Below are 22,637 nucleotides of genomic sequence, written 5' to 3'. Positions count from 1 at the left end.
ACAAACAACAATCCATAATCCTATTATCAGATGATCGACCAGTCTTCTATTAAAGTTATTTTTTTGTTCTTCTTAAGTTGGTTCATTTCCTTCCAACTCGTTGCTCAACCAAAATTCCCGCAAGAGATGGATTACGATAGCTTGCTTAGCCTTGCGAAACAGCAACAAAAGCCAATGTTCCTGATAATTCACCAACGTAATGAACAGTTCTCTCCTTTTAACACCTCTATATCACAAAAAACCAAGGATATTCTCAGCGAACAATTTACCTCAGGTATGGTCAGACTTAAGTCGGACAGTATTGACCACCCACTTCATAAGACCTATCGCCTCACAACTCCTATATATCTGTTTACAGACCAAAAAGGCTATCCTTTACTTCGGCACAATAAGCAGATCAACGAGGAAGAAACATTGGTAAAATTGATTGATTCCGCGAATACCATAGCCGAGGGAGAAACCATGGGGAAATTGATACAGCAATACCAAAAGGGTATCCGCAACAGACTTTTGTTAAGGAATCTACTCCAACAATACCAAGCGTTCGATAAATATACGGACCAACACGTATTAAATGACTACGTTTCTCAACTGACCGTACAAGAACTGAATAACTTCGAAACAGTAGTCTTTCTATTGAGCTGTGCTCCGGTATACAATAGCAAGACCTATCAATTGGCCTATACAAATCGCAAAATGGTGGATAGTCTATACGCAACATTGCCCTTACCAAAACGGCAGGAGATCAACAATCGGATTATTCAACGAACTTTCCGGGACGCATTAGACAAGAAAGATTATACACTTTCCCAAAATCTTGGCTACTTTGTGGGGCGAACGTGGCAATCACATTACCTGCGTGCGCAAATGGGACAAAGTTACTATCCAATGGAACATAGACGACTCTTTCGGGATACTTCTGCTTATATCCAAATGGCAAGGAATTATTATAACACCTTTTATTATCGTATAGCCCCAGATTCGCTTGCCAAATTGGATTTCGCAAACAATCAACAGATTGCTATTCCTAGACGGGGACAGCCATTGCATCTGGACAGTGCCGAAAATAGCCTTTTCCTGCAATGGATGGAGGGGAACCGCAAACGGTATAAAGAAAGGCAGGCTCAAAGCCTAAATTATGGGGCAAACCAGCTGTTGAATTTTATAGATTTTAAAAAGGATGACAATCCAGATGTTCTTTTCGATGCTATCCGTTGGCTACAGAAATCGATTGAGCTCAGACCCAATCGCGGACAATCCCATCATATTCTCGCCAAAGCGTTATACCGTGTTGGCTTTTACGCCGAAGCAGAAGCCGAGCAACAACGAGCTGTCGAGCTGTATAAGCCCCAAAAGCACTATTATAAACAAATGCGGGATGTGTTAAAACAGATGCAGGATCGCTCATGGTGAAGCAGGTTTTGGGTTTGGTCGGAAAGATAGATTCAACCGGACAGGAAATGTATATTTAACACGGACGGGTATACCGCGCTGGTAACCTGGTGACCAGCGTTCGGATTTCCTGAGTGCATCAATCGCTGCTGATGCGGTTCCATATCCGAGGTCATGCACTACTTCAAAGTCGGTCGCCATACCGGTTTTATCGACTACAAAACTAATTAACAGCTGTCCGTCTACTTTTGCCTGTACTGCCTCTTTCGGATATTTGTAATTTTGCCCTATAAATTGCATAAGGTTCCGTCTGCCTTGGGGGTATTCCGGATTAACGTCCCGCTGTTCATAAGGATATTGTTTCCCGAGACTATCCGTGGTAATACCACGGATCACTTCTCCATTTTCATACCATTCTTCGAATCGGTATTTTGCTTTTTGAAAAGATCCTTCCCAACGCCCGTCCCGAAGTCCATCAACGTAACGGCCCTGTTCTATATCGACATCATTAGTCATGATTTCGGCATAGCCATTTCCATCCTGTATTTGAATCCGTCCAGTAGAGTCAGCATAATAAACCAACCGCTTGTTCAAATCCGCCTGCAGAGAATCCTCCTTTCTTTCCGCCTGTTTCAAATAAGCCTCACGCTCCTTCAACACGCCATTTCTATAGTATCGTTCCGCCGTATCAATCCGTCGGTTATCCGCATAACGGACAACCGTTTCCAAAGCCCCATCATCATAGTAGGTCTCTACCAGCCCCTCAAAGCGCAACCGCTTCGGATCGGCACTTTTGCTCCACCCATGACGTTTTAGATTTCCATTGACATAGTAGTCATTCAGCTCATGCATTCCCGCTTCATTCGGCACAATACGCAGTATACTCGTATAAACCGCAGAATCTTTGTACGCTGTATATCCTCCGTTTTTTTTAACATAGGTTACAATTGTTTCCTGACCTTTTAATAACGAGCTAAAAAACACCAACCACAAGCCGATTACACACCTACTTAAATTGACACATAAATACGTCATCATATTATTGATCTTAGGATATTGCTATTGGCAAACTTAAATAAAGTTGAAGTGATGTACAAGTGATGTTCGTTAAAGAGCTTAGCGCGTGGAAAGGAAATCTGCATACCAATGTCCGGAAGTTTTTATAATACGCTGCTGCGTTGGAAAATCGACATACACCAATCCAAACCTCGGGTGATATCCTTCTGCCCATTCAAAGTTATCGAGAAAGGTCCATACGAAATACCCTTTTATTTTTACGCCTTCCTGCTTTGCACGCCATACCTGTGCTATAGTTTTCTGTAAATAAGCGGTTCTTTTGGGATCATCTACACGACCATCTTGCACCTCGTCCGGAAAGGCTGCTCCATTTTCGGTAATAATGATGGGAGGGATATTTTCGTAGGCATTGAATTTCTTCAAAATATGATAGATCGACTCGGGATAAACCTCCCAATTCATTGCCGTCATTTCTACCTTACGTTTTTTTGCATGCACGATCTTTGCCTTCAACAAGGGAACAAATGGCGTATACTGAATCACCTCACGGGTATAATTCTGCACGCCAATAAAATCCATATCGAACTTCAAATCCCGTTCGTCACCCGGCTGCATGTACTTCTCTATTCTATGGAGTATCTTAAGGTCACGCGTTGGATATCCTTTGCCCAGTAACGGCTCAATAAACAGGCGATTGAGCAAGGCATCTACTCTTTTTGTCGCAAGTATATCCTTCTCCCGCATACGAAAGGGCTCGACATGCGAACAAGAAAACGTCGTGCCTACATAGCTGTCGCGTTGTATGGACTTAATAACTTTTCCTCCGTATGCCTGCGCCAGTGCTGCATGGTGTGTAGCTGCCAGGAAATTATTCAAGCCCTTCCTACCCGGAGCATGCACCCCAAAGAAGTAACCCGCACCGGTAAATACAAGTGGCTCATTTAATACCATCCAGTTTTTCACACGATCGCCAAAATTCTTAACACAAATGGACACATAGTTACCAAACCAATCCCTGATATCACGGTTTACCCACCCCCCTTTTAACTCTAGCGCATAGGGAAGATCCCAATGGTAGAGGGTCACCCAAGGTGTTATCCCAAGCTCCAGGGAAAGGTCAATAAGCCGGTTATAGAAATCAATTCCTTTTTGGTTTATCTCCCCAATGCCGTTTGGAAGAATACGGCTCCATGAAATCGAAAATCGGTAATGCCGAATATTAAGCTTATGCATCAAATAGAGGTCGTCTATATAACGATTATAAAAATCACAGGCGATATCTCCATGATGACATTGAAATATTTTGTTCTTTTTGGTGACAAAAACATCCCAGATCGATGGTCCTTTGCCATCTTGATTATGTGCACCTTCAATCTGATATGCCGCAGTCGAAACACCCCAACTAAAATCTTCGCCAAACGTATCTTTATTCAACAACATCCAACCTTTCTCTTTCTATACGCATCACGATTTAGGAGACCGCATGGGTGAATAAAAAGAAGAGAACTGGGCTAGAAATAACCGCGTGAACATTTTCTGGAAAAAATAAACAATCGCTTTCATAACAGAAATAAACTTATATACTAATGTAAATTAAGGAATTACATGTGAATAAACAATTACTATTATGTTAATTTTTTGTCTTTATTTCAACCACCGCTTTTCTAATTGAATCCAACCAACCTATAAAGAAATTATTCTTTTTGATGTTGTCTGGCAAATCTGCTTAGTTGTAATGCGTTTATTATGGCAGCTGTAGATGCGGTATTGTTGAAATAAATATAAACTTCTTTGAATCTCATATTATTTAACTTTTGATAGAGTGTTTCGATCTCTTCTTTGGTATATTCTGAATAAAATAATCTCGGATTGCCATGCATACGTATATAGCCAATTGAAGTACTTTGTTCGATGGAAGTAGGTAATTGAGGATAATTCACATTACAAAAAGTGATATGATTTTCACTCAACTTCGTTATCACATCACGTCGCCACCAGCTTTCATGCCTGAATTCAACGACATTTTTAAAGTTTGGGTTCATCACGCGTACAATTGACCTCAATCTATCTTTGGTAAAGCTAAAGCTCGGTGGCAGCTGCCAGAGAATACAGGATAATTTATTTTTAAACCCTTCTTTGCATACTAAATAAAATTCTTCTATTTCTTCATCACACTGTTCTAGTCTTTTAATATGTGTGATTGTTTTAGGAACTTTAACGCTGAATTTAAAGTCGTCAGCAACTTTATCATGCCATAATAACAGATTTTCTACAGTCGGGAATCTGTAAAATGTCCCATTAAATTCATAGGTATTAAAGTGTTTGGAATAGTAATCAAACCACTTTTTTTTAGGTAGATCTTCTGGATAAAATACTGTTTTCCAAGATGCCGTAGCATAACTTGAACATCCGATATATAATTCATCTTTTTCCATATATAAATTATTCATAATTGACGCAGCAGACGTGACAGGAACTTCTGTTTAGTCAATCTATTACCCATTGATCCATGTCATTTTCTCCATGAACCTATAAGCTCTATAAAATGTTTTGTTAAACGGATAGATCCACAAAAGATAATAAAAAATAAATCCCGACATGTGACCATATCGGGATTTCAATTTTAGAATTTTTCTTATGCTTATACTTATCTGCTGGTTGGTCGTGGAGCCCATCTGTCATAAGGAGACATATCAAAACTGTTAACGTCTTCCATGGTCAAGCCCAACGCTGACGCTACACCTTCACCATATTCAGGGTCTGCCTTATAACAGTTGCGAATATGACGTATCTGTATGAACTTTTCTGCAGCCCCTACCTGTGCTGCAGTATTTCTAAATAACATATCAGCTTTTCCATCCGCTTTGATGATACGGAAGAGATCTCCCGGTTGCGTGTAGTAGTCTTCGTCATCATCCCTAAAATTGTGCGCATAAGCTGTCCCCTCTAATTCAAGAGGTGGTTCCTTACTTTCAGGCTGTTCCTGCCATTCCCCATAGCTATTGGGATTGTAATGTATCGCGTCCCCATAATTGCCATCTACACGCATAGCGCCATCACGGTGATACGCATGATAGGGGCAACGCGGTTTGTTGACCGGAATCTGGTAGTGGTTCACACCTAGCCTATACCGCTGTGCATCACCATAGGAGAATAATCTTCCCTGAAGCATCTTGTCCGGCGAGAAACCAATGCCCGGAACAATATTTGTCGGATTAAATGCGGCCTGTTCTACATCCTGAAAGTAGTTATCTGGATTACGGTTCAATTCGAACTCACCGACAGGAATTAATGGAAAATCTTTCTTTGACCAGACCTTTGTGAGGTCGAACGGATGAAAACGGTATGTTTTAGCCTGTTCTTCGGTCATGATCTGTATAAACATTTTCCACTTTGGAAAATCTTTTCGTTCTATCGCATCAAAAAGATCTCGTTGAGACGATTCCCTATCATAGCCGACGATGCTTGCCGCTTCCTCATCTGAGAGATTATCTATTCCTTGTTGTGTTCTAAAATGGAATTTCACCCAATGCCGCACATTATCTTTGTTGATAAAGCTATAGGTATGGCTACCAAATCCGTGCATATGCCTGTAACCTTTAGGAATACCGCGATCGCTCATCACAATGGTCACTTGGTGGAGTGATTCGGGAAGCAATGTCCAAAAATCCCAATTATTATTTGGGCTGCGTAGATTAGTTTTTGGATCGCGTTTGACGGCATGGTTCAGATCTGGAAATTTCATCGGATCACGGAAGAAAAAAACAGGTGTATTATTTCCTACCAAGTCCCAAATACCTTCTTCCGTGTAAAATTTAAGGGCAAATCCCCGAATGTCTCTCTCCGCATCGGCTGCTCCTCTTTCACCGGCAACTGTTGAAAATCGAGCAAACATCTCCGTCTGCTTGCCAATGTCACTGAATATATCCGCCTTGCTATATTGGGTTATATCATGTGTGACGGTAAAAGTTCCAAAAGCACCAGAACCTTTGGCATGCATCCGCCTCTCAGGAATGACCTCCCGATCGAAATTTGCCATTTTCTCCAGAAACCAAAAATCCTGCATTAATAATGGTCCCCTAGGACCAGCTGTTTGTGCATTCTGATTGTCAGGAACGGGTGCACCGGTCTGTCTTGTCAGTTTTGATTTTTTCTCTTGCATAGTGTTGTCATTTTACTTTTATCGAAATAGGTATTAGTCACAATAATTACACTAAACGGTTATTTATAATTGTCAATCCTTCCGATATATAAGTCTCCAAAACCTTTTAGATCTACATATCGATAGTACTAATATACGAAAAAATTAGTGTCAGTCATCTTAATTACTTAGCAAGCTGCATGAAAGTTTCCATTATCGCTTTAGCTTTTGTCAGAGTTCAATCGTCCGTTCAACGTTTATCTGCTCCAAAAAAATTTCATCGTGCGACACCACGATGATTGTTCCTCGATATTCATTTATTGCTGTCGTCAAAATTTTAACATTCTGCATATCTAGATTGTTTGTCGGCTCATCAAATATAATAATGTCTGGCGACGTCCTGTCAATGGTTAGACAACAAAGCATTAAGCGCATTCTTTCGCCACCACTCAATGCATTACAAGATTTGCTCCAATCTTCTTTGGTAAACAGAAAACGATTAAGCCGTATTTTAATTTCATGTTCTTGCCATGCGGAATTATTGAATTGCTGAGCTTGCTCATAAACTTTCAGTGTATTATCTAACAAAGAATAATCCTGATCAATGTAAACTGATTTATTTTCTGCCCTATAAACCGAGCCTGTTTGTGGTTCTAAGTTCCCCGAAATCAACCTGATTAAAGTTGTTTTTCCCGAACCGTTTTGCCCTCTTAATGCAATCCGTTCACCACTTGTAATTTGAAAACTCAAGCTTTCTTTCCAAAGCAAATTAGTGTTATAGGCAAAATTGATACTTGTCGCTGTAAACAGAATTTTACCGTTATGCAGTCGCGAATTATCAATACCAAATTTCATCTTATCCATGTCGGGCAACGCAGCACGTAAGCCTTGCAATTCTTGTGTAATATTACCAGTCTTTTCCGCATGTATGCTCTTGAGTCTTGATGTGCTATTTTCTGCATTGTTTCGTAATGTATTCATCATGATTCGGGCGACACCTGATTTTTCTTGTTTGCCCTTCCCTCGACTATCCAATTTTTGCTGCCGTTCCAATGTCTCCCGTTCTTTTCCTTCGGCTTTTCGCAATGCTTTTTCTTTGTTTTGAATGTGTTGGTTTAATGCATTGTTTTCGATTTGTTTCTGTTCTTCATAAAAGTCATAATTACCTCCATAAATCTTAATTCCATGCTTGCTTAATTCGCCAACTGTATCCAATAGATTTAATAATTTCCTGTCGTGACTCACCACAATTAGCGTGCTTTTGGTGGATTGAATAAAATCGTATAAAAGTTGCCGACTTGAGATATCCAGATGATTGCTCGGTTCATCCAATAGGATCAATTCAGGCTGATGAATGAAGATACCGGCAAGAAAAACTTTTGTTTTTTGCCCTCCACTAAGCGTTTCCATTTTTTGCGATAAGTCCAATTCCGCTAGTTGCCAATAGTTCAGGCTTTCGCTGCAGCGATCTTCTATTGTCCAATCGTCATTCAGTAAATTGAAATTTTCTTCCTTCATACTACCGGCTAAAATTTCCTTTAACGCGTTCAATTTGTCCTCAATTCGCAATGCTTGCGCTATCGTTAAATGATTGTATTGTCCGAAAATTTGCGGAATATAATACGGCTCGGATTCGACGTTTACCTGTCCATTTGATGGGATCAATTCGTTTGCAATAATTTTCAGTAAAGTGGATTTTCCTATCCCGTTGTTACCGACTAAGGAAATTTTATCGTGATTTTTTACTGTAAAGCTAATGTTGCTAAACAGTATGTCTTTATTGGGATGTGTATACGAAATGCTTTGTAAGCTCAACATAAATTCTTTCATTAAAAATTAAACAATACAACAAAGCGTTTAGCTGTAGTCGTTCTTGATTTATCTGAAAGAATATTTTACATTTCGTCTTATTTAGATGTTTGTATCTGCAAAGATATGAATGTTTTAGGTATAAAAAAAGTTGGTTTAAAGTAGTATCCTTTTAAACCAACTTTCTTTGTTTTGTGTAGCCCGTAGGGGAATCGAACCCCTGTTTCAAGAATGAAAATCTTGCGTCCTAACCCCTAGACGAACGGGCCATTATTTTTTTGGTGACGCAAATATAAGATCAATATTCAAATCACCAAAACATTTTCACATCCTATTTTATAATACCTTGAATCTGAAAAGGTTATTTTTCCCAAAAAATAAATCTAAAATAGAATATCTATAATATTTTTATCATTGTTATAATAGCCCAAAATTATTGATCCTTTAAATCAAGTCAAACCCGATATCTTTTCGGAAATACATGCGTTCAAAAAAGATCCTTCCGGCATCAGCCGTAGCTTGTTGAAGTGCATCAAACAGATTATCTTGAAGGGTTGTTACAGCAAGCACACGACCGCCGGCGGTGACTACCTTCCCATCAACCTCTTTCGTTCCTGCGTGAAACACAATAGAATCTTCTACATTTTCGATATTATTAATTTCTATTCCCGATTCGTAGTCGCCCGGATAACCTCCGGAAACCAATACCACGGTTACAGCTGTTTTGGAACTAACAGTATAATTCCGAGAACCTAAATCACCTTTTGCTACACCTTCCAATAAATCAACTAAATCAGATTCAATCCTCGGCAATACAGATTCCGTTTCGGGATCACCCATCCGGACATTGTATTCGATAACATAAGGCTCCCCATCTACATTCATCAAACCAATAAAAATGAATCCTTTATATGGAATATCGTCTTTCTTTAACCCCTCAATTGTCGGCTTAATAATGTGCTCTTCTACTTTAGACAGAAAAGTCTCGTCCGCAAAAGGGACAGGAGATATCGATCCCATCCCCCCCGTATTCAGTCCCGTATCCCCCTCTCCGATACGCTTATAATCCTTAGCAGAAGGTAGTACTTTATAAGATTCACCATCTGTTAGTACGAAAACGGAAAGCTCTATTCCTTTTAAAAACTCCTCGATAACCACTACCGAGCTAGCATCACCAAATTTTGCATCAGCAATCATCGCCTTTAGTTCCGCTTTAGCGTCTTCCAGCGTCTCACAAATCAAAACGCCTTTTCCAGCAGCTAGACCATCAGCTTTCAGAACAATCGGCAATTTCTGCGTCTCTAGATAAGCTAATCCAGCTTCCAGATTCGATTTATCAAAAGACTTATAAGCGGCCGTCGGGATTTCATGGCGCGCCATAAATTCCTTTGAAAAATCTTTGGAGCCTTCTAATTGTGCCCCTTTTTGTTGAGGGCCAATGACCGGTATATGCTTAACGTCTTCGCGGTTTAAAAAATAATCGTGAATACCTTTCACTAGTGGTTCCTCCGGTCCTACGAGAATCATGTCGACCGCATTTTCAATTGCAAAAGATGCTATGCCACTAAAATCGGTGACTTTCAAGTTTACATTTTGCCCATACTGGCTCGTTCCGGCATTCCCCGGAGCAATAAACAGTTGATTCAATTTTGGACTTTTCGATAATTTGTACGCAAAGGCAGATTCCCTGCCGCCGGAACCGATAATTAAGATATTCATATCGACAAAGATACCGATGTTGATTAATAATCAACAAAAAATTAATGTGGTATCCTGATTTTTTCGTAATTTAAATCCAAATTTCACCTCTTATGAACATGAAAAGACTTCTTTTATTGTGCTTTCTTACATTAGCAACAGCTAGTATAAAAGCACAAGATTTACAAGGTCTTCTAGCTAAAATCAACGCATATCAAGACGTACACCCTATTGAAAAGCTCTATCTCCATATCGATAAACGTACTTATACTGCAGGAGAATCTATTTGGTTCAAAACCTATACTACCGTAGGGGTAGATAATCTGTTATCTAATATTAGCAATATTGCATACGTAGAGCTTATCAGCCCAAAGGAGGATGTGGTCTCCAGTATACGAATTCCCATAATAACAGGCTTCGGTATAGGCGATATTACATTAGCCGACACATTGATTGAAGGGACATACCGTATTCGGGCTTATACAAACTGGATGCGTAACGATAGCGCTATTTATTTCTTTAACGAGAATATACAGGTTAGCAACGGTAGATTAGACAATGTCCTTTCCCGTTCCTACCTCGACAATAACAACTATACCATCCAATTACAAGATATTCAGGGCGATCCGTTGACAGCGGAAACTATACGATACGAGATTATTTCTCCAACAGGTAAAAATCTCAAACGGGGACGTGTTAAAACAGACGACCAGGGACAGCTTGAGATTCCCTTTAAAGATGAATATACTGAATCTAAGCTTCTTATCAGCTTTTCGAATAAAGCCAAAGCACAAGTTAAAAAAATCTTTAAGCTACCAAAAGCTACCGTTTTAAAAAACAACATTCAGTTTTTCCCAGAGGGAGGGAACCTACTAGTAGGCAGTGTTAATAAAATTGCCATCAAAACACTAAAACCCGATGGTCTCGGTATTGCAAGCCAAACCATCATGCTAACAGCGACCGGCGACACGGCAGCAACCATTAAGACGAACACTTTGGGTATGGGCTCAGTTCCATTATTTATCCCTAGTACCGAACCGATGGTCGCATATACTACATTTGATGATGGAACCACGGTAAAAACTGAACTTCCTAAACCGGTTATCTCCGGCTATAATATTCAAATGAACAATGGGAATAGCGATAAATTATTCGCACAAGTAGGCGTAAGCCCTGACAAACAAGATGGAAGCGAAATCTATTTTGTAGCACAGTATATGGGCAATGTTTACTACGCATCGAAACAGCCCGCATCCAAACCGGAACTTATCTTTTCTGTGCCGAAAACCGATTTACCCAACGGTATAATAACCATCAGTATCCTAAATAGCACCCTAGAACCCGTGATAGAAAGGCCTGTCTTCATCTATAATGAAAAGAAAGCGTTACCCCTAACAGCAAATATCGACACACCAACGAGTACTAAAAGAAAAAAAATAACCGTATCACTTGAAACAGGAAATCCATCAGATAGCATACGAAACAGCATCTTATCCGCTTCCGTAGTCAACAGTTCCAAATTAAAAGATAGTTCGAACGTAGCCTCCAATATCCTATCGTCGCTGCTAATGAGTGCAGATATAAAGGGATATATAGAGACCCCTGGCTATTATTTCGATGGAGAAATAAAAATCAATGATATAGACAATCTACTGCTGACACAAGGTTGGCGGAAAATAGATATAACACCTTCATTTGGCATAAGTGACCCTATTTTTCCTCCCGAGAAGAGCATATCTATTAAGGGGCAAGCCCGAAAACTCGGGCGAAAGGCACCTGCCCCAAAAGCGAACATGGTCTTGGTACCTACCCACAATTTTATGGAATTTATCGATACAGTAGCTAATGAAGAAGGTTATTTCGAATTCAATAACTTATTTTTCCCAGATAGCATTAAATTCCTGGTAACCGCGAAAGACGAAAAAGGAAGGAATAACATCGACATTATTGTTCCCGAAGAAACGTCACCTAGCATAGGCCCTAACAAAAATGCTCCCGGCGAACAGAATAACGTAAATGCCACTTTCGTAGACGAACTTATTCACAGCAAGAAATATTTCTCGGGATTGGAAGCACAAGGTCTTATGGAAAAATCTATCGCTATCCAAGAAGTTATTGTAACAGCTCAGCGACCACGACATAAAGCCTCTGAACGTTCCGCAAACCTGAATGGTCCGGGTAATGCCGATCAAGTAATTTCAGCAGAGGATTTGGAAACGTGCACGACGTTAGAAATGTGTCTAAATGGACGTTTAATGGGCGTAATGTTTCGAAATGGCATTCCATACACCACACGCGGGGGCGGCGAAATGCAAGTTATACTAGATGGAATGTATGTTGAAAACGATATGTTATCGATGATCAACCCCATGGATGTGCAAAGTGTAGAAGTATTACGCAATGTAAATTATACCGCCATCTATGGTTCTTACGGAGGGAACGGCCTTATCATCATTACCTCAAAATCGGGGGCTGATGCTATGCGAAGCAACTATACCCCCAAAGGTATCGCAACAGTACAACCAAAAGGTTTCCATATCCAGAAAACATTTTACAAACCCCTATATGAGCCTAATTCTGAAACAACACTTAATCAAGATTTACGGACTACTATCCATTGGGAACCCAATATTGTAACAGATGAGCATGGTAAAGCGGCTTTTGATTTTTATACTTCCGATGAAGCTGGTAAATATCTTATAACAATCGAAGGACTAGATTTTAATGGACGATTAGGGCGACAAACGTTAACCGTTGATGTCCAATAAAAATAGTATTATAGCAATCTGCAATAAGAAAATATATTTATTGCAGATCGCTATTGTCACATCATCGCTTTTTCCACATCGCTAATCTTCGTAATCATATAGCGACCAATTGCTGCGCGTTGTACAGCATCTACTGCGTCCACAAGATTTCGCGCTATCGACCCTTCACCTGGTTTAATCAGCACAATAATATCCTGTCCGTTCGTCGCTTGTTTCACATCAAAAGCCGTCTTCGCTAGCAGCTCTCCTAAACCCAGCTTTCCATATGCTACTTTTTGTGGACTAGACTTCGGCGAGTCGGCTGTACCCCGGTAGTATGTTAATTCATTGTTCTCGCCTAACAGAAGGTTCAACACCCGATCTTCACTCAGCAAAATCGGCGCCGTTATAGAGCCTTTATTTTTATCCGGCATGGCGATATCCAGTTGATGGGGCGTATTCAGCGAGGTAGTGAGCATAAAAAAAGTAATCAAGAGGAACGCTAAATCAACCATTGCTGTCAAGTCTACTTTAGGCATGGGTCTGTTTCGAATACTCCTGCGTTCTTTACCGCCTCCTTTTTGATCGTTTGTTAATTCTGCCATAATGTGCTATTTTAAAAAGTTCGACCTGGTTATTTATAATATTGATGGTTTTTTACGTAATTTTCCATAAAATAGCACAAAAGAATGTTATGGGCGAATTTATCAAAGCACAGACCAACGAACACATCGCTTATGTAGGGCTCGACAGGGGGAAATCCAATGCGATGCATTTAGAAATGATGCAAGAACTAATCGGTGAATTGGAACGTGCGAAAGAAGATCCCGCAGTGGAAGCCATTATTTTGCATGGTAAAGAAGGTTTTTTTTCTGCCGGACTTGATCTTATCACGCTATACAAATACAATGAAGAGCAGATAAAAAACCTATGGGAAACATTTATCGATTTAATATATACGCTTGCTTCTTTTCCTAAGCCAACCATTGCCTCTGTTACGGGTCATGCACCTGCGGGAGGATGTGTCTTGGCGATCTGTTGTGATTATCGTATTATGGCAGAAGGAGAATTTATTATCGGACTAAATGAAGTTCCCGTTGGCCTGATTGTCCCGCCCAGCATCTTTGACCTCTACAGTCTATGGTTAGGACAGGCCCAAGCTTATCGATACCTTTTAGAAGGAAAACTTCTCTCTCCTGCCGAAGGATTACAAAGTGGTCTTATTGATGAGGTTGTTCCGGCAGACCGCATCCATACTGCAGCTGCTCGAAAAGCAAAATTATGGACACAATTTGAACGTCAGGCGTGGGGGACGACAAAATTGAATATGCGCAGACACCTGCTGCAACACATCAACGAAAACAAAGCAGATGTGGTACAGCAGATGTTAACACAATGGTGGAAACCATCGACGAGGCAGATCTTGAAAACGATTATAGAAAATCTCACAAAAACAAAGTAGATACACCTTTTGTAGGTATTCTTATACATCATGAAAAAATATAACGATGAGAAATATTTTAATTTTTATAGGTTGCTATGTCCTCTTGATAACGTCCTGTACCTCTTCCAACAAGAAGACCGAAGATACTAAAGACTCGACAGATACACCAACAGCGGTCTTTCCAGAAGATACCCAGGAAATTAGTGCGGTCATCACCCGTTTTGCGGCAGCCTATCTTCGTCAGGATCAAGAAAAAGCAAATGCCCTTATCCATCCCGATCTGGGCTTATATGTTATTTACCGTCCGGGGGTAGCCGATACCTACGAAAAAATAGACAGCATCAATTTCGGCAGACCAACCCCCGAATATTTTCCCTATAACACCTTTGAAAATGACTATACACTCACATTTGAGAACCTTCCTACTTTTGATTGCGGCGAAGAAAAATGGGATAAACTCGGTTTTTTTTGTGATACCACTTCTCAGGCAAATCAACTAACCACCATTGCAACTTTTGATCGTGAATTTAAGGGTATAGGTGATGATGAATTGGCGAAAATCAAACAATTAGAAAACGATACATTTCGTGTCATAGTAGCCAAAAACGAACATCTGATTTTTCACGTTAAAAAATATGACAATAAATGGTATATATTTGTGCTTGACCGCGCTTATGCGGGTTGTGATGCCTAAAAGATTTTTTACAGAATAACCTTAAAATTTGAATAATTTTACAATATGAATAATATAGACAACGAAACAGGAAACCGTATTCAGCAATGGCTCGGCACAGAATACGATGATGATACGGTTGCACAAGTACAGAAACTTGTTGACAACAATGAAGAAACAGAACTTATAGATGCTTTTTACAGAGAATTAGAGTTTGGAACAGGCGGTTTACGTGGCATCATGGGGGTGGGATCAAACCGAATCAACAAATATACCATCGGAAAAGCAACACAGGGCCTCGCAAATTATTTAAAGAAACAGTTTCCAAATCAAACGATTAACGTAGCGGTAAGTTATGATTGTCGGAATAATTCGCAAGAATTGGGTCATTTGGTTGCAGATGTTTTCTCGGCAAACGGAATCCATGTTTATTTATTTAAAGAGCTGCGTCCTACCCCGATGCTTTCCTTTGCTGTTCGGCATTTTAAGTGTCAAGGAGGGGTTATGTTGACCGCATCGCACAATCCAAAGGAGTACAATGGATACAAGGCCTATTGGAACGATGGCGGACAGTTGGTGGCACCTCATGATAAAAATGTAATCCATGAGGTCAATGCCATACAATCCGTGAACGACATTAAATTTGAGCGCGACAGCCATAATATTACGCTCGTGGAGGAGGATTTTGATAGAATCTATATTGAAGAGAATAAAAAATTAAGCATACATCCGGAAGCAGTGTCTGCCCAAAAAGACCTGAAAATAGTCTTCTCCCCTATTCATGGAACAGGTATAATCGTCCCCAAAATGCTTTCTGCCTGGGGTTTCACGAATGTACAGGTCGTAGAGGAACAAATCAAATCGGACGGAAACTTTCCAACAGTCATCTATCCGAACCCTGAAGAGGAAGAGGCGATGACGATGGCGAAACAAAAGGGACAGGCACTAGACGCAGACGTAGTCATGGCAACCGATCCCGATGCAGATCGCGTTGGTTTAGCTGTAAAGAACCACAACGGTGAAATGCAGTTATTAAACGGGAATCAGATTGGCAGCTTACTCATTTATTACGTACTATCGTCTAAAAAAGAAAAAGGCGATCTGCAGGATAACGATTTTATCGTGAAAACCATCGTAACATCCAACCTTATGACCGACATTGGCGATAGCTTCGGTGTGAAAAATTATGAAACCCTGACCGGGTTTAAATTCATTGGCGAAGTGATGACGAAACTGGAGGGAAAAGAGAACTATCTGGTTGGCGGCGAAGAAAGTTATGGATTCCTGGTTGGCGATTTAGTTCGAGACAAAGACGCCGTAAATGCCTGTGCTTTTATCGCTGAAATGGCCGCTTACTTCAAAACACAAGGGAAAACGGTATTCGAAGTATTGTTGGAACTTTACGAAAACTATGGTTTCTATCAAGAAAAACTGATCTCACTTACCAAGAAAGGAAAAGCAGGTGCCGACGAAATCAAGCAGATGATGGCAGATCTACGCGCCAATCCTCCACAGTCATTAGGTGGTATAAAGGTTAAAGAGATTCGTGATTATTCCACTAGTATTGCGCATGTATTAGCCGATGGAACAAAAACACCTATAGATTTACCGAAATCAGATGTACTTCAGTTCATTACGGTTGACGGCGATGTTATTTCCGCAAGACCATCAGGCACCGAACCTAAAATTAAGTTTTATTGTTCCGTGAAAGAAGAGTTAGCCTCCAGCGATGCATACGAGCAAGTACTTATAAAGCTGGAGGATAAAGTAAAAAATATCATGGCTGATATTGTAAAAGATTGATGATGAAGAAATGGACCTTACTAGATTCTAGGTATATTATACAGCGTCCTTGGGCAACATTGCGTGTTGATAAACTACAACTTCCTAATGGGAATATCAAAGACGAGTATTATGTCTTAGAGTATCCCACCTGGGTCAATATGGTTGCTTTTACGGAAGACGACCAACTGTTGTTTGTCCGTCAATACCGACACGGGGCGGACGAAATTATGGTGGAGCTTCCTGCCGGTGTCGTCGAGGATGGAGAAGATCTCGAGGAAGCTGCCCGTCGGGAGCTTTTGGAAGAAACGGGCTACGTCTTTACTTCTATGGAATATATCTGTAAGCTATATGCTAATCCAGCAACGAGTGGAAATTTGACCTATACTTATGTACTTAAGGGAGGAAAGAAAATTCAAGAACAACAGTTGGATAGCTCCGAAGATATTGAGGTTGTTATTATGGGGATAGAAGAGGCCAAACAGTTCCTTTTTGACAATAAAATAGGCCAGGCTTTACACACTTCTGCTCTTTTTTATTCTTTTCAAAAATTGGGTTTGCTTTAGCAAAACCCAATTTTATTTTTAAAACAAGCCTCAGAGCCGAATAATATTCAAGATTTTTATATCTTTGCTATATGGCAAGAGAGATTTTTGAAACAAAGCGAAAAGCATTAAAAATTAACCTCAACCCCGATATTTATGGCACCTTTGCTGAAATCGGTGCGGGACAGGAAGTGGCACGCAACTTTTTTGGTGCCGGGGCTGCTTCGGGAACTATTGCAAAAACGATGTCAGCTTACGACATGGCCTTTAGCGATGCTATCTATGGCGTCGAGGAGTCGGGACGTTATGTAAGCCGTACACGTGTTAAAAAAATGCTCACCCACGAGTTTAATTTATTGACCGAACGCTTACAAGGTGAAAAATACAAATCAAAAACATTCTTTGCTTTTGCCAATACCGTCACCACGCTTAATTTCACCAAAACTAATGACCCGCACGGATGGATTGGTATACGCTTTCAACATGAAGTAGATGGACCGGTCAATGACATCGTTATCCACGTCCGCTTATTGGACAGTGATTCACGTCTACAGAGCAAAGTACTAGGTATTTTAGGGGTCAATCTCATTTTTGCAGCGTATTACTATGCGGAGAATCCACAAACGATGATTGAGTCCTTGGTAGACAATCTGTCTATCGGATCCGTAGAAATCGACTTGGTCAAAGTTTCAGGTCCCGTTTTTGAACATGCTAACGAAAGATTGCTCAATCTTTATCTCATTGCCAAAGGGTTTGCACAAGCTGCCATTTTCAAACCCGATGCCCATGCGGCACAAATTAAAGATTACCTGTACAAAAAAAATATCATCATTCTACGCACCAAATATCGCCAGAAATCCAACCCGAACTTCGACCTCTTCAACCTCGCTGTAGAACAATTCAAAAAGAACACGGGAGGTACAGCAACAGACACCATCGTTTTAATCGAGGTGCTGATGGGTAATGTACTGGATGAAGAAAATAGAATAACGACTGAGGATCTCACTTATTTTGCGGAACGTGCTGAATACCTTTGTTCAACCGGCAATAATATTATGGTTTCAAACTTCCGGCGCAATAATCACCTGGCGGAATTTATCCAAACATTCAAGCCCAAACATGTAGGTATAGCAACCAACACATCCAACTTAAAGAATATTTTCAATACCGATAATTATAACAAAGAGGTCTACACCAACGAATTACTTTCTTACATCTCGGGGATGTTTAGCAAGGATGTAAAGTTATACGCTTATCCTTACCTAGATAAGAAGACCAATGAAATTATTACTTCCCGGAATATGCCCGTAGCCGAAGAAGCCAAACCTCTGTTCGATTTCTTGGTACAGAACAATTATATCGTCGATATTGAGAACTACGACGAGAAATTTGTGAAAACGGTATAGTCGCGAAAGAGATTAAAGATATTTTTTAAAGATAGCATACAGAATTTTCAATTCTTCTGCATTCAAAACAGCAGTAGTTGTCTCTTCCTGAATATAATGAATTTTAAATGCCTTAATGGCAGCGTCCAAATTTGTTATATTATATCCAATAATCCGCAATGCCAATTTCGGATCAAAATCTTCCGGGGGAGTTTCTAGATTATCATCGTACCAAAATCCAAAACCCTGATCTGCTAACTTTTTCCAAGGAAAGCGGGATGGGTCGATCTTCCTACCAGGCGAAACATCCATGTGTCCGATAAAATTTGCCTGCGGAATTTTGTAGGTCTCTTTTAGAGAGTGTAATAAACTAATCAACGCATTAATTTGCATATCCGGCCAAGGGTCTGTCGTCCCATTATTATCTAACTCTATACCAATAGATGATGAATTAAGATCAGTATCATTTCCCCATCTGCTTATACCAGCATGGTGCCCCCTATACAAATCGTTCACCATCTGTATAACTTTTCCATCACGCCCGATCACATAGTGTGAACTGACGCCTACTTTCTGGTTGTGAAAAGTTCTGACCGTTTGTTCCGTAGAATTTTGTGCTGTATGATGAAGAATAACATAATTCGGTTTTCGAACCCCAAAATTAACCGAGGCAATCCACTCCTTTTCCCCTACGATAACCCTTTCTAATTGTTCCGTTACCGGAGATTCGCTATATAATTCTGCAAACTCCTTGGCTTTTTGCTTATAGATTTTTTCCGTTGCCGCATATTTCCCCCCTCCGCAAGACGACAGTAAAATGGTGCAGCCTAATAGAAAGATAGCAATATTTTTTGTACGTTGTTGCATATTCTTTAGATCTTGTTATTTGCCTCTAGCCTTCGATAAAAGAATAAAGTCTTCTCTAAAATAAAAAAACTCCTGCAATTATAAAATCACAGGAGTATAGTTTAAGTTTTCTCGCACAGCGCGTCCTAAGCTTTAGCATATTCCTCTATAGGAGGGCATGAACAAATCAATGTTCTATCCCCCTGCGAGTCATTCACACGTCCTACCGAAGGCCAAAATTTGTTCAATTTTACGTAAGGAAGCGGATAAGCTGCTGTTTGGCGGCTGTATGGCCTATCCCATTCATCAGCAGAAACAACCTCCGCAGTATGAGGCGCATGTTTCAATACATTCTCTTTTTGATCCACGTTGCCGGCTTCTATCGCAGCGATTTCCGTACGGATGGCAATCAAGGCCTCACAAAACCGATCTAGCTCTGCTTTAGATTCCGATTCCGTAGGTTCTACCATCAGTGTACCTGCTACTGGGAAAGACACTGTTGGTGCGTGGAAACCATAATCCATTAAACGTTTCGCAATATCCCCCACTTCAATTCCGACACTTTTGAACGTCCGACAATCCAATATCATCTCGTGTGCACAGCGCCCGTTTGCTCCTGCATACAATACCGGATAATGACTTTCCAAACGTGCCTTGATATAATTCGCATTTAAGATAGCGGTCTTCGTCGCATCGGTTAGTCCATCACCGCCCATCATTGCAATGTATGCATATGATATGGTTAAAATAGATGCTGATCCAAAAGGCGCTGCGGATACCGCAGAAATACCTTGTTCGCCGGAGATTTCCACAACCTCATGGTTTGGCAAGAACGGCACTAAGTGTGTTGCTACACCAATTGGCCCCATACCGGGTCCACCACCACCGTGCGGAATACAAAAAGTCTTATGCAAGTTTAAGTGGCACACATCTGCTCCAATAAAACCTGGACTGGTCAAACCTACTTGCGCATTCATATTTGCGCCGTCCATATATACTTGCCCACCGTTTTGGTGAACAATTTCACATATTTCGATAATTGATTCTTCAAAAACACCGTGGGTTGAAGGGTAAGTAACCATCAAGGAATTTAAGGATGCCGCATGCTCTTGTGCTTTTGTCCGAAGATCGGCTACATCGATATTACCATATGCATCACATTTGACAACAACAACTTTCAACCCCGCCATAGATGCGGAGGCCGGATTTGTTCCATGTGCCGAAGCCGGAATCAAACATACATTGCGATGTGCTTCACCACGGCTTTCATGATATGCTCGAATCACCATCAAACCAGCGTATTCTCCCTGTGCACCCGAGTTCGGTTGAAATGACATCTTCGCAAATCCGGTGATTTCGCATAACCAGTCGTTTAATTCATTGATGAGCTGCATGTAACCGGATGTCTGGTCAGCAGGAGCAAACGGATGCAAGCCTCCAAAATGTGCCCATGTCAGCGGCAACATCTCGGTCGTTGCATTGAGCTTCATCGTACAAGAGCCTAGTGGGATCATGGAATGACATAACGATAGATCTTTCGCTTCCAAAGATTTGATATACCGAAGCATTTCACTCTCGGAGTGGTAGCTGTTAAAAACCGGATGGGTAAGATAAGGAGAGGTACGTACGGCTTCAGATGGAATAGAAGGCGCTAGTTGATTGACCAAGCTACGCAACTCAACATCGTTCCAAGATTTTCCCTTGATTTTGGCAAAAACCTTTACCATCGTTTCTACGTTTTCAAAAGTTGTGGTTTCATCAAGGGAAATACCAACGATACCTTCTTGGTAGAAGAAATTCAATTCATTGTTAAGTGCTTCTGCTTTCAATGCACCAACTTGATCACCCACCACGATGCGCAACGTATCAAAATATGTTTTGTTGATCTGCTCGTAACCAAGTTTCTGCAACGCCCTATCCAATAATTTAGTTAGGTCATTAATACGTGTGGCTATATTTTTCACCCCTTGCGGACCGTGATATACGGCATAGAAAGATGCCATAATCGCCAACAAAGCTTGTGCGGTACAAATATTAGATGAAGCTTTATCCCGTCGGATATGCTGTTCACGTGTCTGCAATGCCATACGTAATGCATAATTACCACTAGCATCAGAAGTAACACCAATAATCCGCCCAGGGATATTCCGCTTATACGCTTCTTTTGTTGCGAAAAAAGCAGCATGTGGGCCTCCGAACCCCATCGGCACACCAAAACGCTGGGAATTTCCCACAACGACATCAGCACCCCATTCTCCTGGAGGAGTTAGCAACGCCAAGGACATCAAATCGGCTACGGCACATACCATGATATTTTTATCGTGAGCTGCTGCTGCAAAATTGGTATAATCCGTAATCGTACCATCAGCGGCCGGATACTGAATAAGCGCGGCGAATATATCTTCGGTCAAGTTTTTTTCTTCCAAATCAGCCACAAGGATCTCCACACCAAAGGGAACCGCTCTTGTCTGAAGTACATCCAATGTTTGCGGATAGATATTGGGCGTTACCAAAAATACATTTGCCGTTTTATTTTTACGCGCACTGTATAGCATAAACATGGCTTCAGCAGCAGCGGTAGCTTCATCCAATAGGGAAGCATTCGCAATTTCCAGTCCGGTCAAATCTGATACCGCTGTCTGGAAATTTAATAAGGCTTGTAAACGCCCTTGGGCTATTTCTGCTTGATAAGGCGTATACTGGGTATACCATCCCGGATTTTCCAATACGTTGCGCTGAATAACAGCAGGGACCGTCACATCATAATAGCCTTGCCCGATATAGGACTTAAAGACTTTATTTTTGTCAGCAATACGCTGGATTTTGGCTAGATAAGCTTGTTCGCTCAAGGCTGCTGGCAAGGCCAGTGATTTTTTCAACCTAATCTGGCTGGGAACTGCCTGCTCAATAAGCTGATCCAAGGATTGTACTCCTAAATAGCTTAGCATTTCCTGTGCCTCTTCTGCCCTCGGGCCGTTATGGCGATCCTGAAATTTTTCTTGATAAAATACGTTGCTCATTTTGCGCTTAACTTTTCCGTAGCACCGTCCTAAACCATCTTATTTAGACCTTCTTAGAACGATACTTTCATATACTTTTTGAGACCGCAAAGATACACATTTTATCAACGAAATTAATAGGAAGTTAAAGTCGGACAT

At 40.7% G+C, this 22,637-nt stretch carries 16 protein-coding genes and 1 tRNA gene; 7 read left to right on the top strand and 10 right to left on the bottom strand.

Annotated features, from left to right (window positions below):
- Window positions 1–30 precede the first annotated feature (30 nt).
- Window positions 31–1,413, top strand: coding sequence for a tetratricopeptide repeat protein (locus H8B06_RS11150; RefSeq protein WP_190994358.1), 1,383 nt, complete (start codon window positions 31–33; stop codon window positions 1,411–1,413).
- Here H8B06_RS11150 and H8B06_RS11145 read toward each other — a convergent pair.
- From H8B06_RS11145 to purD, 7 genes are all read right to left on the bottom strand, one after another.
- The gene (locus tag H8B06_RS11145; protein WP_190994357.1) at window positions 1,405–2,430 is read right to left on the bottom strand and encodes an energy transducer TonB; all 1,026 of its coding nucleotides are present in this window, start codon (window positions 2,428–2,430) and stop codon (window positions 1,405–1,407) included. The two genes, H8B06_RS11150 and H8B06_RS11145, sit on opposite strands and share 9 nt — an antisense overlap.
- 78 nt (window positions 2,431–2,508) lie before the next feature.
- Window positions 2,509–3,849: a GH1 family beta-glucosidase gene (locus H8B06_RS11140; RefSeq protein WP_190994356.1), complete on the bottom strand. Its 1,341-nt coding sequence runs from the start codon at window positions 3,847–3,849 to the stop codon at window positions 2,509–2,511.
- A gap of 254 nt (window positions 3,850–4,103) precedes the next feature.
- Entirely contained in the window at window positions 4,104–4,844 is a 741-nt protein-coding gene (locus H8B06_RS11135; RefSeq protein ID WP_190994355.1) for a DUF72 domain-containing protein, read from the bottom strand.
- Between the two features lie 212 nt (window positions 4,845–5,056).
- Complete coding sequence (locus H8B06_RS11130; protein WP_190994354.1) at window positions 5,057–6,571, bottom strand: catalase; 1,515 nt, start codon at window positions 6,569–6,571, stop codon at window positions 5,057–5,059.
- 210 nt (window positions 6,572–6,781) lie between these two features.
- Entirely contained in the window at window positions 6,782–8,368 is a 1,587-nt protein-coding gene (abc-f, locus tag H8B06_RS11125; RefSeq protein WP_190994353.1) for a ribosomal protection-like ABC-F family protein, read from the bottom strand.
- Between the two features lie 188 nt (window positions 8,369–8,556).
- Window positions 8,557–8,628 (bottom strand) — tRNA-Glu (locus tag H8B06_RS11120).
- A gap of 175 nt (window positions 8,629–8,803) precedes the next feature.
- Window positions 8,804–10,078, bottom strand: coding sequence for a phosphoribosylamine--glycine ligase (gene purD / locus H8B06_RS11115; protein ID WP_190994352.1), 1,275 nt, complete (start codon window positions 10,076–10,078; stop codon window positions 8,804–8,806).
- Between the two features lie 92 nt (window positions 10,079–10,170).
- On the opposite strand from purD, the gene H8B06_RS11110 reads away from it, so the two are divergent.
- Window positions 10,171–12,825, top strand: a complete 2,655-nt coding sequence (locus H8B06_RS11110; protein WP_223857621.1) for a TonB-dependent receptor — start codon at window positions 10,171–10,173, stop codon at window positions 12,823–12,825.
- A gap of 56 nt (window positions 12,826–12,881) precedes the next feature.
- On the opposite strand, the gene H8B06_RS11105 is transcribed toward H8B06_RS11110, so the two are convergent.
- Window positions 12,882–13,409 (bottom strand): ExbD/TolR family protein, encoded by a 528-nt coding sequence (locus tag H8B06_RS11105; protein WP_190994350.1) that lies wholly within the window; start codon window positions 13,407–13,409, stop codon window positions 12,882–12,884.
- 89 nt (window positions 13,410–13,498) lie between these two features.
- Between H8B06_RS11105 and H8B06_RS11100 the strand changes: the two genes are divergently transcribed.
- The 5 genes from H8B06_RS11100 to H8B06_RS11080 all read left to right on the top strand — a co-directional run bounded on the left by H8B06_RS11100 (window position 13,499) and on the right by H8B06_RS11080 (window position 18,654).
- Window positions 13,499–14,266 (top strand): enoyl-CoA hydratase/isomerase family protein, encoded by a 768-nt coding sequence (locus H8B06_RS11100; RefSeq protein ID WP_190994349.1) that lies wholly within the window; start codon window positions 13,499–13,501, stop codon window positions 14,264–14,266.
- A gap of 46 nt (window positions 14,267–14,312) precedes the next feature.
- Complete coding sequence (locus tag H8B06_RS11095; RefSeq protein WP_190994348.1) at window positions 14,313–14,942, top strand: hypothetical protein; 630 nt, start codon at window positions 14,313–14,315, stop codon at window positions 14,940–14,942.
- Between the two features lie 45 nt (window positions 14,943–14,987).
- A complete protein-coding gene (locus tag H8B06_RS11090; RefSeq protein WP_190994347.1) occupies window positions 14,988–16,724 on the top strand; it encodes a phospho-sugar mutase in 1,737 nt (578 codons plus the stop codon).
- A gap of 2 nt (window positions 16,725–16,726) precedes the next feature.
- Complete coding sequence (locus H8B06_RS11085; protein ID WP_190994482.1) at window positions 16,727–17,269, top strand: NUDIX hydrolase; 543 nt, start codon at window positions 16,727–16,729, stop codon at window positions 17,267–17,269.
- A gap of 71 nt (window positions 17,270–17,340) precedes the next feature.
- Entirely contained in the window at window positions 17,341–18,654 is a 1,314-nt protein-coding gene (locus H8B06_RS11080; protein ID WP_190994346.1) for a nicotinamide mononucleotide adenylyltransferase, read from the top strand.
- Between the two features lie 12 nt (window positions 18,655–18,666).
- Here H8B06_RS11080 and H8B06_RS11075 read toward each other — a convergent pair whose 3' ends face one another.
- Together H8B06_RS11075 and gcvP are read right to left on the bottom strand one after the other, a co-directional pair.
- Entirely contained in the window at window positions 18,667–19,500 is an 834-nt protein-coding gene (locus H8B06_RS11075; RefSeq protein ID WP_190994345.1) for an N-acetylmuramoyl-L-alanine amidase, read from the bottom strand.
- A 125-nt stretch (window positions 19,501–19,625) separates the two neighbouring features.
- The gene (gene gcvP, locus H8B06_RS11070) at window positions 19,626–22,499 is read right to left on the bottom strand and encodes an aminomethyl-transferring glycine dehydrogenase (protein WP_190994344.1); all 2,874 of its coding nucleotides are present in this window, start codon (window positions 22,497–22,499) and stop codon (window positions 19,626–19,628) included.
- Between the last annotated feature and the right edge of the window lie 138 nt (window positions 22,500–22,637).

Source organism: Sphingobacterium micropteri, assembly GCF_014692515.1.
Taxonomy (GTDB): domain Bacteria; phylum Bacteroidota; class Bacteroidia; order Sphingobacteriales; family Sphingobacteriaceae; genus Sphingobacterium; species Sphingobacterium micropteri.
The sequence above is the reverse complement of the archived record's forward strand: the minus strand, read 5'-3'. Positions and strand labels throughout refer to the sequence as shown.